Annotated in this window: 16 protein-coding genes; 8 read left to right on the forward strand and 8 right to left on the reverse strand. The window is 56.8% G+C overall.

The window, feature by feature from the left end:
• Positions 1-68: 68 nt before the first annotated feature.
• Complete coding sequence (locus GSQ94_RS13600; protein WP_158944421.1) at positions 69-836, reverse strand: heme-binding domain-containing protein; 768 nt, start codon at positions 834-836, stop codon at positions 69-71.
• Positions 833-1,828 (reverse strand): metallophosphoesterase, encoded by a 996-nt coding sequence (locus tag GSQ94_RS13605; protein WP_158944422.1) that lies wholly within the window; start codon positions 1,826-1,828, stop codon positions 833-835. The genes GSQ94_RS13600 and GSQ94_RS13605 overlap by 4 nt, the downstream gene beginning before the upstream one ends.
• Positions 1,829-2,021: 193 nt before the next feature.
• Here GSQ94_RS13605 and GSQ94_RS13610 point away from each other — a divergent pair, with 193 nt between their 5' ends.
• Positions 2,022-2,555, forward strand: coding sequence for an RNA polymerase sigma factor (locus tag GSQ94_RS13610; protein ID WP_158944423.1), 534 nt, complete (start codon positions 2,022-2,024; stop codon positions 2,553-2,555).
• A complete protein-coding gene (locus GSQ94_RS13615; RefSeq protein WP_158944424.1) occupies positions 2,552-3,319 on the forward strand; it encodes an anti-sigma factor in 768 nt (255 codons plus the stop codon). The genes GSQ94_RS13610 and GSQ94_RS13615 overlap by 4 nt, the downstream gene beginning before the upstream one ends.
• Positions 3,320-3,429: 110 nt before the next feature.
• Here GSQ94_RS13615 and GSQ94_RS13620 read toward each other — a convergent pair whose 3' ends face one another.
• The gene (locus GSQ94_RS13620; protein WP_158944425.1) at positions 3,430-4,563 is read right to left on the reverse strand and encodes an NAD(P)/FAD-dependent oxidoreductase; all 1,134 of its coding nucleotides are present in this window, start codon (positions 4,561-4,563) and stop codon (positions 3,430-3,432) included.
• Complete coding sequence (locus tag GSQ94_RS13625; protein ID WP_158944426.1) at positions 4,560-6,110, reverse strand: FAD-dependent monooxygenase; 1,551 nt, start codon at positions 6,108-6,110, stop codon at positions 4,560-4,562. Before GSQ94_RS13625 ends, GSQ94_RS13620 begins: the two co-directional genes overlap by 4 nt.
• 76 nt (positions 6,111-6,186) lie before the next feature.
• Between GSQ94_RS13625 and GSQ94_RS13630 the strand changes: the two genes are divergently transcribed.
• The gene (locus tag GSQ94_RS13630) at positions 6,187-6,876 is read left to right on the forward strand and encodes a TetR/AcrR family transcriptional regulator (RefSeq protein WP_158944427.1); all 690 of its coding nucleotides are present in this window, start codon (positions 6,187-6,189) and stop codon (positions 6,874-6,876) included.
• Between the two features lie 170 nt (positions 6,877-7,046).
• Here GSQ94_RS13630 and GSQ94_RS13635 read toward each other — a convergent pair whose 3' ends face one another.
• Positions 7,047-8,027 carry an SDR family NAD(P)-dependent oxidoreductase gene (locus GSQ94_RS13635; protein ID WP_158944428.1) on the reverse strand — a complete coding sequence of 327 codons (981 nt, stop codon included), beginning with the start codon at positions 8,025-8,027 and terminating at the stop codon, positions 7,047-7,049.
• A gap of 114 nt (positions 8,028-8,141) precedes the next feature.
• Here GSQ94_RS13635 and GSQ94_RS13640 point away from each other — a divergent pair, with 114 nt between their 5' ends.
• Positions 8,142-8,723: a TetR/AcrR family transcriptional regulator gene (locus GSQ94_RS13640; RefSeq protein WP_158944429.1), complete on the forward strand. Its 582-nt coding sequence runs from the start codon at positions 8,142-8,144 to the stop codon at positions 8,721-8,723.
• Positions 8,724-8,762: 39 nt separating this feature from the next.
• Here the strand turns inward: GSQ94_RS13640 and GSQ94_RS13645 are convergent, their stop codons facing one another.
• Positions 8,763-9,326 carry a carboxymuconolactone decarboxylase family protein gene (locus tag GSQ94_RS13645; protein ID WP_158944430.1) on the reverse strand — a complete coding sequence of 188 codons (564 nt, stop codon included), beginning with the start codon at positions 9,324-9,326 and terminating at the stop codon, positions 8,763-8,765.
• Positions 9,327-9,483: 157 nt separating this feature from the next.
• Between GSQ94_RS13645 and GSQ94_RS13650 the strand changes: the two genes are divergently transcribed.
• From GSQ94_RS13650 to GSQ94_RS13665, 4 genes are all read left to right on the forward strand, one after another.
• Positions 9,484-10,134 (forward strand): carboxymuconolactone decarboxylase family protein, encoded by a 651-nt coding sequence (locus GSQ94_RS13650; protein ID WP_158944431.1) that lies wholly within the window; start codon positions 9,484-9,486, stop codon positions 10,132-10,134.
• The gene (locus GSQ94_RS13655) at positions 10,127-11,407 is read left to right on the forward strand and encodes an MFS transporter (RefSeq protein WP_254063864.1); all 1,281 of its coding nucleotides are present in this window, start codon (positions 10,127-10,129) and stop codon (positions 11,405-11,407) included. Before GSQ94_RS13650 ends, GSQ94_RS13655 begins: the two co-directional genes overlap by 8 nt.
• 2 nt (positions 11,408-11,409) lie before the next feature.
• Positions 11,410-11,982, forward strand: a complete 573-nt coding sequence (locus GSQ94_RS13660) for a carboxymuconolactone decarboxylase family protein (RefSeq protein ID WP_158944432.1) — start codon at positions 11,410-11,412, stop codon at positions 11,980-11,982.
• A 99-nt stretch (positions 11,983-12,081) separates the two neighbouring features.
• Positions 12,082-14,829 (forward strand): glucosidase, encoded by a 2,748-nt coding sequence (locus GSQ94_RS13665; RefSeq protein WP_158944433.1) that lies wholly within the window; start codon positions 12,082-12,084, stop codon positions 14,827-14,829.
• 14 nt (positions 14,830-14,843) lie between these two features.
• Here GSQ94_RS13665 and GSQ94_RS13670 read toward each other — a convergent pair whose 3' ends face one another.
• Both GSQ94_RS13670 and GSQ94_RS13675 read right to left on the reverse strand, forming a co-directional pair.
• Positions 14,844-16,268, reverse strand: a complete 1,425-nt coding sequence (locus tag GSQ94_RS13670) for a cytochrome P450 (RefSeq protein WP_158944434.1) — start codon at positions 16,266-16,268, stop codon at positions 14,844-14,846.
• A gap of 115 nt (positions 16,269-16,383) precedes the next feature.
• The gene (locus tag GSQ94_RS13675) at positions 16,384-17,658 is read right to left on the reverse strand and encodes an acyl-CoA desaturase (protein ID WP_158944435.1); all 1,275 of its coding nucleotides are present in this window, start codon (positions 17,656-17,658) and stop codon (positions 16,384-16,386) included.
• Positions 17,659-17,665: the final 7 nt, after the last annotated feature.

Below are 17,665 nucleotides of genomic sequence, written 5' to 3' on the forward strand. Positions count from 1 at the left end.
CCTACGCGAACAGTGGAACTAAACAGCTACTTCAAGCAGAAATTATCTGCGATTAACTTCTCGTGTCGCTATTTTTTCTGCTTGAAGTAAGCAATCAGATCCGACCGCTCCTGAGCTTTCGGAACACCGACGCCCATATTGTTATCCGGAACCATCACATCGGGATCGCTAAGCCACTTCTCCAATGTGGTTTCATTCCACGTGATGCCGGAGTTTTTCAGTCCCGCGGAGTAGTTGAACCGGGTCACGCTTCCGGCCTTTCTTCCAAATACTCCTCCCAGCCGTGGTCCTTCCCGGTCTTGCTCCATGGTGTGGCAGCCTGTACACCGCCTTTCAAATACGATCTTGCCGCGTGTGGCATCGCCCGTACTGCCTGTACCCTCATGCGCCGGGCCGCTTTTTTGCATATCTGAGAGCGTCGCAACGTCGGTGGTAGTCAGCTGGGATTTCCAGTGAAGAAGACGGTACTGCAAAGGCGGCATTTCGCCATTTTTCGCTTCATGGATGATCTCTCCGATCATTACCTCCTGGTCATCGGGAGACTTCTGATCCCAAAGCGAGAGATTCATCTTCTTTCGTGCCTCTACGATATCCCGCTCGATCAGCCACGAACCGGGCGCCACACGTGCATATACCGGCCATCGTGTCTCGTTCGAGTGGCAGTCAGCGCACTTCGTCATCAGGATCTTCTTCGCATTCGCGGGCATGTCGGCTTGTACGAGCAACGTATCGAGCCCTTTTGGCGGCGCTACGCGCGGATTCCCGAAGGGATGAACAAATCCGCTTCCCACCACGACGACAGCAGACAGAACAATGATTACAACTTGATGTTTCAAGCGCCCTCCGCCAACGAGTGATCGACAACGGCGAGATGGCTGTGTCCGCGAATAACCCTGACATCGGTTACTCCGAGTACGCTCTGCAGTTTGCCGGCTGGAACCACCATGGGTCCGGGGTTCGGCGTGGTTCCTGGAGCGGGCTGAGGAAATGCCGTAGCCATTGCTGTGTGGAACGCTACGTTGCCTTCCACCTTTTGCACTACTTGATGAATGTGGCCATTCAACACGGTGACAGATCCAAAACGCTTCAGAAGAGCCAGCGCTTGTGCGCCATCGGCTGTGCCCCAGCCCCACTTCTCATAGACCATCCACAAAGGCAGGTGAGCGAAGACCACGATCGGCGTCGAGGCGCTCAGACCAGCAAGATCAGATTTTAGCCACGCAAGCTGCTCCGGGCCCAGATTGCCCATCGCGTCGACCTGCACGCAGTTGTTGAGTCCTACAAAATGAACACCCTTGTGGCTATAGCTATACCAGCCATTGCCAACGGTTCCCTTGCCGTATCGCTGCTTGTAAAGTGCACCGTCATCGAGCGAAAAGTCATGCTCACCCGGGACGTAAAACACCTCTGAGACCTTGGCGCTCTTAATGACCTGAGCAGCGGTATCGAACTCCGATGCCTTCGAGTTCTGCGTGATATCACCGGTATGGATCATGAAGTCAGGTGCCTTCATCCCAGCCGGGACAACGTTGATCTTATCGATGGCCTTCTGCAGCGTTCCCGTGACATCCGGATTCGCGCCTTTGTTGAATCCAATGTGACTATCGCTGATCTGGACGAAGGAGAAATCCTCGACCTTCCCGACACCGGCGCCGGACTTTACCCCCTGGGCCAATAGTTTCGATACCGGAACACCGCTGGCCATGGTCCAAAGCAGACCTGTACCAGCCCATGCCATGCATCCCAGGAAGTTCCGTCTGTCGATTCCGTCACCCGCAGGCTGCGCCTGATTCTCTTGCACTGTTTCGTCTTCTTTAAAGCGATTCATATTCAGCTCCAGTAGGTTTATTTGCCTGCCAAATAGAGAACTGCCGAAGGACAGATTTATTCTGTGTAATCTGAAAATAATCAGATGGAATAAATCGGACCTAAATTTGGTTTAGGGTTAGGGTGTTCCATACTTAGGGCAACTCCCTATCCCCGGCTCCGCGCCTGCACTTAGATTCGAGGATCTCTGCATAATGCCCGCACCCGCCAGTAGCGCGCTCTTCGAACAACTTGCGCTGCCCCTCCTGCCATCGCTCTACAGCCACGCGTTCTGGCTAAGCCGCAATCATGAAGAGGCGGAAGATATCGTGCAGGAGACCATCTCCAAAGCGCTACGTGCCTTCGATTCCTTTCATGCCGGCACCAACTTCAAAGCATGGGTCTTCCGTATTCTGCGCAATACATTCCTTACTTCGCGTACCGCCATCGCTGCCTCGCGTACGGTCTTTCTGGAAGATCATCCCGATCTACTCAACATCAGCGACATGAGTCCTACACCGGAAGATCACCTGCTCCGTCTCGACAACCAGGCGGCGATGGACCAGGCTCTTGACCGTCTGCATCCTCAACTTCGCGAAGTGTTGCTGCTATGCGATGTAGAGGGTCTCAAATACAAGGAGATTGCATTGGTCATCGATGTGCCGATTGGGACCGTCATGTCGCGCATCTCTCGCGCACGTAGAACGCTTCACGAACATCTGCAAAAACAGCGTGGGGTATCGCTATGACTCACATCAACGCACATCTCGGCTACGACCAGGTGAGTGCCTTCATCGATGGCGAACTTTCTCCGAAAGAGACGAGCGAAGTGGAGGAGCACCTCGCTAATTGCCATCCATGCGCCATACGCATTCTTTCTGCGACACAGCTCAAAGCTGCCACCAGACATGTCTCCGAGCGTTTCGTCGTCCCGCCGGAAGCGCTGAGTCGCCTTACAGCGCAACTTAGCCCTGAGGCATCGAAAAAGCCCGCGGGTGTTTACACCTTACGTTCATGGACGTGGGGCGCACTGGCCGCAAGCCTGATCCTCGCTGTCTCCCTCCTCGGGTGGCACGCAACTCGCCAGTCCGGCAGTCTTGCTGCGGAGCTGCTCGATCAGCATCTGGCCGTCTTGTCCGGTGGTTCTCCGCCTGAGGTCATCTCCAGTGATCGTCATACGGTGAAACCCTGGTTCCAAGGAAAACTGCCCTTTAGCTTCAATCTGCCCGACGCTCTACCTGCCGGTACTACGCTCAACGGTGGCGACCTCACCTTTCTCCACGGACAGCCTGCGGCGCTACTCCGCTTCAACATCGGCAGGCATCAGGCCTCGGTCTTTTTTACGCAGCGGTCTCGAGATGAGAGTGAACCGGCAACCTCAGGAATTCAGTCCGGATTCGTCATCCAATACGCCAACACGCATGACCTGCGTATCACCGCTGTCAGCGACGTGAACCCCTCTGATCTTGCTCGCCTCATGTCCGTCCTGGTGGAGGCACAATCGCCTCGCTAGGCTAATGGAGGGTGTCTTTGGCGTAAGGTAAGTCCTGAGAACGCGCTTGTCGGAAGGAATCGGTTAGTAAACACAAGACGTTTATCGAGCCTCAGAAGGCGCGCAGGCAACTACTTGACGGGCTGGTTCTCAGTGAAGAAGTCAAGCAGGCTCTGAGGCGAGTTGTCACCGAAGAGCACCTCTTGCATCCGGTCCGCCTCCGCAGCTTCCAAGGCGCTGAGCGGAAAGAGGTCAGTCTCATAGGCAAGGAGCGCGGCTTCCACGTTCCCCACGTTCTCGGCGATGGCCTTCGCGAGTTCAGCGCCGTCGTACATTGCGAGATTGGCCCCTTCGCCTGATGGCGCCATCAAGTGCGCTGCATCGCCAACCAGCGTGACGCCGGGAACCCGGGTCCATCGGTGTTCGACCGGGAGCGCATAGATAGGGCGAGGCACAGGCTCAGTCTCACCGTCGGTGATAAGCGCAGTCAGCTTCGGGGCCCAGTCGCCGAACTCTTCGGCGACGAAGGCAGCAGCAGCTGCCGGATCGGAGAAGTCGATAGCGGATATCCAGTTCTCCGGTTTTTTCAACGCCACGTACGTATGCAGCACACCATTGGGTTCTCGGTGCGCCATAATGCCTTTTCCCGGCGCCATGGCAAACAGTGCGCCTCCGCCAACGGCTTCGGCACTCGCCTTGTGACGGGTGTCACTGTCGTAGAGGTACGTTTCGACATAGGTGATGCCGGCGTACACCGGTTTTGCCTCGGAGAGCAGTGGACGAACCTTCGACCAGGCGCCGTCGGCCCCTACGAGTAGATCCGTCGTCACGGTTGAGCCGTCAGCAAAGGTCAGGACGTGTCGGCCACCGCCGAGCGGAGCCGCAACTTTGAGTTTGTGTCCCCACCGAACCGTGTCGGGAGGGAGTGATTCGAGCAGGAGCCGGCGTAGCTCTCCCCGGGGCACCTCAGGTCGACCGCCTGTACCGTCGTCGGGCACATCGAGCAGCACGTTGCCGTCCTTGTCGAGTGCGCGCCCCTGCTGACCGCCAGAGTGAATGATCTCAAGAAATTTATCGAAGAGTTCCGCAGCCTTGAGTGCGAGCTGTCCGTTGTGTTCGTGAATATCGAGCATGCCGCCTTGTGCCCGAACGGTGGCAGAGGCTTCCGCTTCGTAGATCGTGGCTGGAATGCCGTGCACGTGGAGGACGCGCGCAAGGGTCAAGCCGCCGAGCCCAGCACCGATGATTGTGATTGCAGTGTTCAAATTGTCTCCTTACGAGCAAACCAAAGAGCGGCGGCTTTTCTGATGGATTGTTCCCTCGGTTCGCTGTCAGAAGCCCAGGCGACAAACCCATCAGGACGTATCAGTACAGCGCTCAAGCCGAGTTGTTCTTTCGCTCGGCGTGAAACGTACTTCAGCTGATCGCCATATTCACTCGCCAAAGTTTTGAGTGAAGTATCGCCATCGAAGTCGAGCAGCACACCGCGGCCATCGTGCATGAGCTCGCCGAGTCTTGCACCGTCTTCGAACTCAAAGTTGGGAACGCTGTGGCCCACCAAAGGGTGGTCGCCTCGGAGATCGTAGTGTGTGGTGACACCCCACACTCGTCCTGCAATGTAGGTGGCACCATCGCATGTCTCCATCAGGTCACGCATGATTGCGTTCATCGCGCGGGCAGCTGGGTCGGGCTTCATGATTGCAGCCTGGGCGCGAGACCAATCCAGGACCTTTGCACCAATGGGGTGCCGTTCGACATAGTAACTATCCAGCAAACCTTCCGGAGCTTTCTCTTTGCTCCTCGACGATCGGATGGTTGCGGCGAGCTTCCAGCCAAGGTTCATGGCATCGCCCAGCCCAAGGTTGAGCCCCTGGCCTCCTAACGGCGCGTGAATGTGCGCGGCATCGCCGGCTAAAAGAACTCGTCCGGTGCGGTAGGTCGTGGCCTGCCGTGCCCGGTCAGTCCATGTGGTTGCGATATGCAGAGCGCTGATGGTGACGTCGGTGTTCGAGATGCGGCGCAGCACCTCTTGCACGTGTTCCAGCGTGATCGGCTTGTCTGCGCCATGAAATTCCCCGCCATCAAAGTCCTGGATCATTAAATAACCAGGCTGTGATTGCAGGTACATGCCTGTTGATGTGATGTTTCTGCCTGGTTTGAGCTTCTCCGGATCGATAAGGTCAACATGAGCCGAGTAGCCGGTAAATTCCGGCTCCGTGCCAGCGAACTCAAAGCCGCCGACCTTGCGAACAATACTACGGGCTCCATCACAACCCACAAGCCATTGAGCTTGAAAGGATCGGTCACCACACGCAACAGTGACTCCGTCCTCGGTCTGATCGAGGTCAGTGATGGCAAGCCCGCGCCTGATGTCTACGCCCAGGGCTTCTGCCCGGCGGGCCAGCACTGTTTCAAGCTCCTCCATCTCTGATATCAAAATGGTGTCAGTAGCGCTTGGGAGGCGATACCTCCACTGTGAGGCGTCGATATTGCCGGAAAGCAACGGGATGCCGGCGAAGTGCCCGACCTGACGACGTGGCCCTTGTACGGCATTCGAGTGCGGGTCTTTCAGGCGTTTTGGCACCTCAAGCTGTTCCAGTAGCCCACGGCGGTACAGTGCTTCAATAGAGAGCGCATTGAGCCCTCGCAGACCGAAAGGAAGTTGCTTCAAGGGCGAGTGGAGATTCTCTGCCTTTTCCAATATCAGGACAGAACACTTCGCCATGGCCAATTCACAGGCAAGAAAGAGTCCTACCGGGCCAGCCCCGGAGATGATGACGTCGTAAGCCGGTTGATGTTGCTCGTTCCTCACGCAGAAGCTCCCGAGACGTTAGTGGAACGTCATTCCGTTATTGTGGAATGACATTCCATTTATGTCAAGATAGAGCATGGCAAAAAGAGCACACAGCGTCCAGCGACGCGAAGAATCGCTCTCTCGAGAACGCATCGTTGAAGCATCGATCCAGCTGTTAGACAGCAGCGGGGAAGAGGGTCTGACGTTCCGAGCGCTGTCCGAACGGCTCTCTACCGGCCCCGGTGCTATTTACTGGCACATCGCCAACAAAAGCGACTTGCTGACCGCCGCCTGCGACGCCGTGGTCGCGCGCACGATCAACGAAACCATCGTCGCCAGGACACCGGAGGCAACGATTCGCGCTGTCGCGTTGGGCCTGTTCGACGTGATAGACGAGCATCCGTGGGTAGGCTCGGCTCTCACAAGCGTTCCGGGGCTGTCGCCCATCGTGCGCATTCTTGAACGCATAGGCCAGCAGATTCGCGCTCTTGGCGTGCCGGAGGAGCAACAGTGGGCGGCCGTAGGCGCGTTGATGGCTTACATCCTTGGCGTCAGCAGGCAGAACGCAGCCAACGGGCAGCTCGCTCGGACGCGGGGTCTCGATCGAGCCGACTTTCTGGATGCGGTGTCGACCGCCTGGTCGCAGCTCGATCCGAAGGAGTACCCGTTTGCACGGAGCGTAGCTGGAAAGATCCGAGATCACGACGACCGGGTAGACTTTCTTGCCGGGATCGATCTCATCCTTAGAGGCATCGGCTCGCCGCGGCGTCGTCTACGACCTTAACGTAAAGATGTGCCTCGCCCGTGACTTGCGCTCGGCGCAAACAGATCGGTACCGACCATGCGCTTATCGTCCATGACCGTCCGTACTGTATCAACCAACCACTTCCGTAAGTCTGGAAGATGCGGCAGCCCGCTCACACAACATAGAGTGGTCTGCCGCTTCGTTTTTCGTTACGCGAAGGTTTCGCCAACCATCTGCTCGCTTTTCTTCCAGAGAGCTGCTGCGTTCTCGGAGTCGAGCGCATACCCGCGCACGCCTCTGTTGATGGCGCTCACCTGCAAGTCTGCAGGGATGAGTTCGCCGACCTGGCAGTCCTCACAGTACTTGCCTCCGACTTCATCAGCCGCCGCCACCACTCCAGCCCAGACCGAGGTAGCCGCGCCCTGTGGAACCGACTTGAACTCAAAGGGCTCCTCTCCTGCGGCAGCGCGCTGTTCTTGGACTTGCTGAACAAAGGCCTCGATGGCGCCATCTGGCATATGCCGCCCGAGTTCCGTCGCGATGCCGCCAGGGTGTACAGCCGTAGCGCGCACACCGCGGCCACGATGACGCCGGTCGAACTCAACTGCGAAGAGGATGTTTGCGGTCTTCGAACGTCCGTAAGCGAGAAAGGGCTCGTACGACGTTGTCTCAAAGTTGGGATCGTTTAGATCGACATTACTAAAACGGTGCCCTGAGGAAGAAAGGTTCACCAGGCGTCCCTCGTCCTTGATCAGTTTCGCGATGCGGTTCACAAAGACGAAGTGGCCCAGGTGATTGGTGCCGAACTGCGTCTCGAAACCATCCTCGGTCTTACCGGGCGGTGTGGCCATGACACCGGCATTCGCGATGATCACATCGAACGGTCTGCCATCGGCAAGCAGTTTGTCCGCAGCTCCACGCACGCTCTTCAGACTGGCTAAATCGAGCTCAATCAGCTCTAGATTCGCCCCGGTTTTTGCTGCGGTTTCGCTGACTTCTGTTGTCGCGCGCTTCGCCTTCTCGAGGTCACGCGCCGCACCCATCACATCCGCACCGTGGGCAACCAGCGCACGGGCTGTCTCGACTCCTAACCCGGCCGAAACCCCAGTTACAAGGATCCGTTTGCCCTTCAGATCTACGCCCGCGAGCACATCTTCCGTCGTCGATTTTGCACCAAACTGTCCTGCCATGTCGCACTCTCCTGTTTGAAACCGTTGACACGGGCTGCTGCCCGCGATAAAACGGAGTCTGTCTCCGTTATACCGATAAGATTGCCGGAGAGTGCCTCCGGTTTCAAAAAATGTATGGTGAAAAAGCTAACCCCCAATACTCCGACCCGCAAGCCACGCGTAGACGCGCAACGTAACCGTGCGCGGATTCTCGAAGTGGCGAAGCAGGTCTTCACGCGCCGCGGATCGGAGGCCAGTATGGATGAGATCGCCAAGCGCGCCAAAATCGGCCCTGGCACGCTCTACCGTCACTTTCCTACACGCGATGACCTGCTGGCCGCTGTCTACATCACCGAAGTCGAGAAGCTCGCTGAGGCACAGAGAAAGTTCTCCGCCGAGCTGCCTCCCATCGAGGCGCTGCGGGCATGGCTGCTGGTCTTCATCGGTTATATTGCTGCAAAAAAGATCATTGCCCCTGCGCTGAACGCAATGGCCGGCGGCCCTTCTCGGGTGTTTGAGCAGACCAACCGCGTTATGGAAGAAGCTGCCAAAGCGCTGGCGAACCGCGCTGTCGCCAGCAAAGATATTCGCCCGGATGTCGATCCAATGGACATGCTGCGCGCCATCTATGGAATTTCCAGCGCGGGCAGCACAGACGACTGGCCCACTAAGGCGCGGCTATTCGTGGATATCCTGATTCGGGGCTCCCGACCCTAAGGAGCAAGTTAGTCTTTCAGAAACACGCCCTGGCGTCGTCTACAACTGACGCGGAAGATATTCTTTGCTCATCTCCACATATCCTTCGCGCGCAGTCTTTTTGCCACGCTCGCGATAGAGCGACTCTTCGCGCGGTTGCCATGTGTCGAGTCCATCGACGTAACGGTTGTACATACAGAACGCTGCCGAGATGAGCACCGCGTCATGAATCTCAGTGTCGGTGGCGCCTTGCGCGCGGGCGGCTTGCACGTCGTCTGAAGTCACATTCTTGCCGCCCTTTTGAACCTTCGCTGCAATCACCAAAAGCGCTTTCAGTTTGTCGGAGATCTCTGCTGCCTGGAAGTCGGCCTTCACCCGCTTCACCAAATCGTGGTCGTCGTTGAGACATGCGGCTGCTATGGCACCGTGAACGGTCTGGCAGAAGTAACAGTCGTTGAGATACGACACATAGGTCGCAATCAATTCGCGGTCTGCCTGCGGCAGCGAGTTCGGCGCATGCAAAAGAGCTTCGGCGAGTTCGTTCAGCGGCTTTGCTGTCTCTGGCCGAAATGCCATGGCGCTGCGAATGCCTTGCAAGTCTTTGGGAAGCTGAATATGTGGCATAACGTCTCTCCTTCGTGCTTAAGTGCGTCATGAGCATAACGTGATGTATCGCGTCGGCGATAGGTGGAGTCGTTTCTCCACCGAAAGATCGACGACAGATTTCAGCGCAATCTGTAGGATTCACGTGACCGCGACTAAATGACGTTCCCATAGACCCATGAAGACTCCTGAAGACGAACAGCCTGCGCAGCGCAGCGATTTCGAGCAGATACAGGCCGCGAATCTGCCTGTCGTGAAGGAAGGCAGCGCTACCCCTGAGGTTCAACGGCTGTATCAGCAATTTCGCGCGGAGTTCGACCGACCCCAGGTGCCGGGCATTCTGCAGTGCTTTGCCACACATCCACCGCTCTTGGATCACATGATGGGCCTGGCGAAATCCATGCTCTTTGTTGCTGGCGCTCTCGGCCGTCAACACAAGGAGATGATCTCCACCTTCGTCTCCGCAAGAAACAGCTGCGAGTACTGTGCGGACAGTCACGCCTATTCCTTTCGACTAAACGGCGGTTCGGCGCCTGCGCTGAATTCGGTGCTGGCCTGCGATCTGGAATCCCTCTCTCTCAAAGCTGAGGAGCGTATACTCCTTCGCTTTGTAAAGAAGATCAGCGAGAATTCGCACACGATTACCTCTGCGGACATCGAAGCGATGCGACTGGCTGGCTGGACTGATCTTCAGATTGCGGAAGCGATCCACGTTACCGCACTGTTCGCCTGCTTCAATCGCATCGTGAATGCGTTCGGCCTGCCTTCACAGGAGATGTTGAAACTTTTCCAGCAGCAGCATCAGGAGGACGGTGCTGGCCATGCATGAGACAAGTCCAGTGATGGCGAACGACGAGAGCTCCCTCCGCTATCCCGGATGGAGCGTCGCGACTGCTGCCTTCGCCGGCGTGATGACGAGCTTCGCGCCCATCGTGCCGTACACGTTCAGCCTGTTTTTGAATCCGCTGCACGCGGCCTTCGGCTGGAAACGTGAGGCATTGGATGGGACCTTTGCGATCGCTGCTATCACGGTCGCGCTGGTGTCTCCGTTTATCGGGATGTTGCTGGATCGCTTCCCACCCCGGCGCATCATCTTGCCGTCTATCCTCGTCTTCGCTCTGGCGCTTGCTTCACTCAGCCGTTTGAGCGGCAGCATCGGACAGTTCTACCTCACGTTTTTCATTCTCGGACTGGTTGCCAACGGAACGGCTCAGTTTGCCTACACGCGCACGATTCTTACGTGGTTTCAGAAGCGCCGCGGCCTCGCGCTGGCGTTGATTCTCACGGGAAGCGGCGTGGGATCAATCCTTATACCACCTGCCACGCAATGGACTATCGCGCATCACGGCTGGCGCAGCGCCTACCTGCTGCTGGGTGGAATCGCGCTGCTTGGCCTGCCCCTCACGGCACTTCTTGTCCGTAACCGCCCAGCTGAGACGGCACAGTACGAAGAGCCTGTTGTCTCAGGTCTAAGTGTGAGATCTGCTTTCACGAGTTCAGCCTTCTGGCTGCTGTGCGGCATCACCGTGCTCTCTGCCTTCAGCGAGAACGGGCTCGTGACAAACCTCGCCGCGATCCTCTCCGATCACGGAGTAACAGCACAGAGCGCGGCGCTGGCTCTATCGGTCCGTGGCGCCGCCGGCATTCTTGGCAGGCTGGGCGTCGGTCTCCTGATCGATCGCTTCTCGCCGCAACGCATCCAGACCATGATCCTGGCCCTAGCAGCCACTGGAACTCTGGTTCTCGCCTTCGCGGGGTCTCCGGCCATCGCTCTGTCTGGAGCGGTGCTGCTCGGCATCGGCCTGGGCAGCGAAGCTGACGTCTTGCCCTACCTGCTCGCGCATTATGTTGGCCGTAAGCACTTCTCCGTTCTGTATGGTCTCACCTGGACAGCCTATGCGATCGGCGGAGCTACCGGGCCAATGTTTATCGGCCACATGTACGACGTTGCCGGAGCCTACCACTACTGCTCCATCGTCTATCTGGCAGCGATCGCCTTTGCTGCAGCCGCCGTCAGCTTGCTGTTGCCACGCAGGAAAACCGCCGGTTTCGCTATGTCTGGAGCGGCATTTGCCGCAAGCCCTATCTCATTGGAGGAATAAACATGCCACACATCGTACTGCCCGAAGAACTGCCGGGAATTACCGCCGGGTTCGCCTTCCGTCCGGAGACGGCAAAACCCATGCGGGAACTCGCACACGTGTTGCTCCACGCCTCAGGCAACGACGGCTTCACCTCCGCAGACAGAGAGTTACTGGCGGCGTTCGTATCCTCACGAAACACCTGCTACTTTTGCCAGACGAGCCACGGGGCAGCCGCAGCCCATCTACATGAAGGTGGTGAGACGGTCGTGAACGCAGTCTGTAGCGATTACAAATCAGCACCCATTTCGAACAAGCTCAAAGCGCTTCTCGCGATCGCAGAGCAGGTCCAGATCGACGGCAAACGTGTTACAGCGGACCTTATCGCGAAAGCCAAGGCCGAAGGAGCAACCGACCTCGACATCCATGACACGGTCCTGATCGCCGCGGCCTTTTGCATGTACAACCGCTACGTCGATGGCTTGGCGACCTGGCAGCCGCGCGATCCGGCCATGTACGTCGAGATGGGCAAACGGATGGCGATGCAAGGGTATGTCAGTGGCAAGGACCCTGATACCAGGTCGGAGCAGCGCTAAGACTTCAGCGGTATCTTTAAATGGTTGTGGGTGGAATCATCTAGCCTGCGAGATTAATATCTCAGGTGTGGATCTGTGTCCCCTAAGGTAAGGACAACTATGAGCGATGCAGTCTCAAAGACCGCTGAAGAAGAGCGCCTCATTGAAAACAAGGATCGCACCAAAAACTGGCAGCGATGGGGCACTTATCTGCCGGAGCGCCAGTGGGGCACTGTACGGGAGGATTACTCGTACAACGGTGACGTGTGGAATTCGTTCCCCTATGAGATGGCCCAGTTCCGCGCTTATCGCTGGGGTGAGGACGGGCTTCTCGGGTGGACGGATCGCCAGTGCCGTTTATGCTTCAGTACTGTTCTCTGGAACGAGAAAGACCGGACATTAAAAGAACGGCTCTTTGGCCTTGGGAACCCCGAAGGCAATCACGGCGAAGACGTCAAGGAGCAGTTCTATTATCTGGACGCACTTCCCACTCATAGCTACTGTAAGGCGCTGTACAAGTATCCCCAGAGCGCGTTTCCTTACGATGAGCTTCGCGCGGAAAACAAGCGGCGCGGCTATGACGAGCCGGAGTATGAACTGCTGGATACCGGCATCTTCGACGACAATCGATACTTCGATCTCTTCATTGAGTATGCGAAAGCTGACGCGGACGATACGCTGATTCGCATCACGGCGCATAATCGTGGACCAGATGCAGCGCCGCTTACGATCATGCCGCAGCTTACGCTACGCAACAATTGGTCATGGAAGAATCTTGAGGCAACGGGGAAGACAAAACCCATCATCTCGCAGACCGGCCCCTTCCGAGTGCAAGCTGAACACAAGATTCTTGGCGCTTATCGTTTCGAACCCCTGGAGGGAAATGCCATCTTGCCGGAGCGCCTTCTCTTCACTGAGAACGACAGCAACATGCGCCGGCTGGATCCAAACTATAACGGCCCTGATCACTTCAGCAAAGACGGCTTCGATCGCTATGTTGTCCACGGGGAGCAGAACGCAGTGAAGGAGGCCAGCGGTACGAAGTGCGCTTTCTTATACCGCGTCGTCCTTGAGCCGGGCACAAGCCAGACGATTTACCTCCGTCTCGCACGCATCGAAAGCGAGACCTTATCCGGCGGCAAATCGGACAGCTCACCCGGAGTCGAACCAGCGACGATCGACATTGCGACCGCTCAACGGATATTCGCAACACGCGAGGCGGAAGCAGACGACTTCTACTCACAGCACATTCCGCACGAGGCGACGGCAGAAGAATACAAGGTCTCACGTCAAGCCTACGGCGGCCTATTGTGGTGTAAGCAGTTTTATTACTTCATCGCAGAACGGTGGATGACCGGAGACCCCACTCAGATCGCGCCTCCGCCCGAGCGGATGAAAAAGTCAGAAGAGTGGAGGCACCTCTTTTGTCGTGACGTTCTTTCGATGCCCGATAAGTGGGAGTACCCGTGGTTCGCTGCCTGGGACACTGCGTTTCATATGATTCCCATGGCAAGGATCGATCCTGAGTTTGCGAAGAATCAACTTCTTCTCCTGCTGCGCGAGTGGTACATGCATCCGAACGGGCAGATGCCCGCGTATGAATTTGCCTTCGGCGACGTCAATCCACCCGTACATGGATGGGCAGTGTGGCATATCTACCGCCTCGGCGCCGCTGAGAACGGAGTCGGCGATCTCGACTTCTTGGAACGCGCCTTCCAGAAGCTCATGCTGAACTTCACCTGGTGGGTCAACCGCAATGATGAAAAGGGACACAACCTCTTCGGCGGCGGCTTCTTAGGGCTCGACAACATCGGTGTCTTCGACCGTTCCGTGACGCTACCGGATGGTGTGCAATTGCACCAGGCTGACGGCACTGCGTGGATGGGACTGTACTGCTCGGTCATGCTGCAGATCGCACTCGAACTCGCACATCATCGTTCAAAGGCCTACGAAGACATCGCCAGCAAGTTCTTCGAGCATTACATCGCTGTCATCGATGCCATCAACTCCATTGGTGGGACCGGTCTGTGGGACGAGGAAGAGGGATTCTATTTCGATCAGTTGGATCATGACGACGGGCGCAGCATGTCGCTGAAGGTGCGTTCTCTTGTGGGTATCGCCCCACTCTTCGCTGTGTGCATTATGAAGCGCGGCACGGTTGAGGGCCTGAAGGACTTCGAGAAGCGTACGAAGTGGTTCTTGGATTACAAGGAGCAGCTCTCGGAGTATGTCAGTACAGCCAATGGTCGCAGCGACGAAATCAACGGCTCGAAGTGGATTGCCATCGCGCCGCACGACCGATTCAAACGCATTTTGCAGCGGGTTCTCGACGAGTCTGAGTTTCTCTCCCCCCACGGTATCCGCGCACTGTCACGGCATCATCATGACAATCCATTCGAAGTCAATCTTCGAGGACAGCACTTCACCGTCCGTTACACACCGGCGGAAGGAGACAGTGGCATGTTCGGCGGCAACAGCAACTGGCGCGGCCCCGTGTGGTTTCCTATGAACATGCTGCTGATCAACGCATTGGAGCGCTACTCGCTGGTATACGGTGATGACTTTAAGCTTGAGTACCCAACCGGCAGTGGCCAGCAACACACCCTTGTAGAGATTGCTGAGGACATTGCACGTCGCCTGGTCAGCCTCTTTCTTCCTGACAAGGATGGCCGTCGTCCGAGCCATGGCCGAGAAGAGCGTTATGCGACTGATCCCCATTGGAAGGACCTGATCCTCTTCAGCGAGTACTTTGATGGCGACACGGGTCGCGGTCTGGGCGCTTCACATCAGACGGGCTGGACCGCGCTTGCTGCAACCCTTATCCAGGCCCTCTATACACGCCGCGAGATACGCAATCGCTCACAGTGACGAACCTCGTCTCTTTACTGCGAGAGAGTGGGTTCGGTTGGACGACGGACTTCGTCCTCGGATGCGGAGCTGCGGCCTGCCCCATGTCCTTCACTGACGCGCGTAACCAGGGTCATGCGGATTCCGTGCTTCGGTCGGAGGATGACCATTGGCTGCTCTTCGATAGTCTGTCCAGGAGTTAGCTGAAAGTCGTATCTTCTCAGCAGATCGCTCAGAATCATGAGCATCTGCAGCATCGCGTAGTTGCCGCCGATGCACCCCCGCGGTCCGCCTCCGAATGGGAGATGGGTGAAGGGTGTCCGCAGCTTCTCGTTCGCTTTGATGAAACGCTCCGGGTCGAATTCTTCCGGGCTCTCCCAGTAGCGCGGCGCATGGTGCGCGCCGTACACGAAGACAATCACCGTCGATCCTTTGGGTATGACGATATCCCCTACGTGATCGTCGGCGACGGCCATGCGGTCGATCATCCAAAACGGCGGGTAGAGGCGGAGACCCTCCTGAATGACCTGGGTGGTGAACTCAAGCTTGGAAACGTCGCTGAAACTCAGAGGCCCATCGCCCAACACGGAATCAAACTCCTGCCGTACCCGTTCGAGACAGTCTGGATGCGAGCTTAGAAGATAGAGAAGCCACGAGAGGCCATTCGATGAAGTCTCATGGCCCGCAACCAGCAGTTGCATGCTCTCGCTTAGGACCAGTTCATCGCTCATGCCTTCGCCATCGCTGTAACGGGCGTCCATCAACGTCTGCAAAAGGTCGTGGCCCGGCGCTTGTTGGCGGCGTGCCTTGATGTACTCCATAAGAATGCCGTCTGCGCGGGTTCGCATCTCCTCGTGCCTACGGAGCTCCCCCGAAGCTTCAAACCAGGGATTCAGGTAGGGTTGAAGGGTCTGTCGGACAATGAATTCCTGGACGGTGCAGATGGTATGGCTAACGACGTCGATATCTTCGTCCTTCAGCTTGGCCCCAAAAAGTGAACGGGCGACCATGGCGAAGGTCATCTTCATAAGGTGGGGGTAGATATCAACGGGGCCGACAAGGATCTCTCGGTCGAAGTCCCGCAGCGACTCGGCGAGGGAGTCCTGCATGATCGCGGACAGAGCTTCGAGTTGCTTTCGGTCGAAACCCTTCTGGATGAGACGGCGCTGTGTGCGCCAGGCTTCCCCATGGGTGGTCAGAAGACCTTTGCCCAGAAAATGGCCCATCCGCTTTACTTGAATTTCGGACTTTTGATAATTTTCCGCATTGGTCTTCAACACATGCTGAATGACGGAGGGATTGGTAGTGACGATGGCTTTTTTAATACCACCCAAATAGAAGCGAAACGTGTCGCCGAAGAGTTCGGTGTACTTCGACAACACCTGCACGGGATTGGCGACCATGGCGCGCGAATCAGCGAAGGAGCGAAATCGTGAAACAACGGGTATCGATGTGGGCAACGTTACTCCTCACTGCCCAGATTGCTGTCTGGACGCCCGCATAGAACAATCTGGAGTTTTGTGGGGTCTTCCTGAAGCCATTGGGTAGCCATAAATAAAAACTAAGCGCTCAAAATTAGATTTCGTTTCCCAGTTGCTTCAAAAGTATCAGATGATGCCAGATTGCCCGAGTCATCGTGGGATGCTGCCGATAAGGAATGCCGAACTCTTCAGCGGTCTCCTTCACAATCCGGGTCAACGGAGCATAGTGGGTATGGCACACGAACGGGCATAGATGATGGACGATGTGATGGTTGAGTCCACCCGCAAGCCAACCTACGATCGGGTTACTCGTCGCATAGTCGGCCGTGGTCGCGAAGATGTGATAAACGCCATTGTCAAACTCGTTGCGGCTCGAGGGAAAGTGAGTACTGTCGACGGTATGCGTAGTCTGGAAGACCAGCGCTACGGTCAAGCCTACGATCAAATGGACCAGTACGAACGCCCCGGCGACCAGCAGAGGCGACTTCCCCAGCACCAACACCGGCAAGAGGAGCATGTAGGTAAAGTAGAAACCTTTCCCCGCAAAAAGGATGGCGTACTCTCGCGCCGGATGCTTCGTACGTTTCAGGTATTCGTGGGACGGGAAGAAAAAGGATTCGAAGTCCCTGACGAAGACATAGTCGAGAGAGAAAACCGCGTACAAGAACAGCGCATAGAGATGTTGGAATCGATGCAGGGGTTTGTGGGGCTCATGGGGCGTAAATCGAAGGATGCCGCGTCCGGCTAGCGCGTCGTCTTCGCCCTGGACATTGACGCAGGAGTGGTGGCCTCGATGATGGAGGATACGCCACATGTACGAGTTGATTCCGCAAAGATCGAAGACATAGTTCAGAGTTTTGTTTACGGATGGCACAGACGAGATGGCGTTATGGTTGCTGTCATGGGCGATATTCAGCAAAAGAAATGTCTGGGCAAGACCGCTCAAGACGTAGAGGGCAACAAACTTCCATGAATCCGGCTTGAGGGCGTAGATGACAATCCAACTGCCCACCAGCACCGTCAGCCCGGCGGCGATCTTGACCCACATGGTACGGTCGGCTTTGGGAGAGATCTTCGCATCGGCAAAGAACTTGTCGAGGCGGCGGCGTAAGACCTTCGGGAAGGAAGAGGGGCCAATCTCGTCGCTGACGGACTGTAGCGGCAAAGCCTCGGAGGGGACCAGATCCTCGACAGCAGGATTTAGGGTGATCACCGCGTCGATGTGAGACGTCACCGGAGCCTCCGCAATCCTGTTTAGTCGGCCCGGCGTACCCCGGTCGGTCGCATCAGCGGCCTGCACCAGCGTCTCTGGGCTTACCACCGACAGCGTCAACACTTGATGATAACGCGAAAATTTATGCAGAATCAAGAAAATT

Source organism: Granulicella sp. S190 (assembly GCF_009766095.1).
Lineage (GTDB): Bacteria > Acidobacteriota > Terriglobia > Terriglobales > Acidobacteriaceae > Edaphobacter.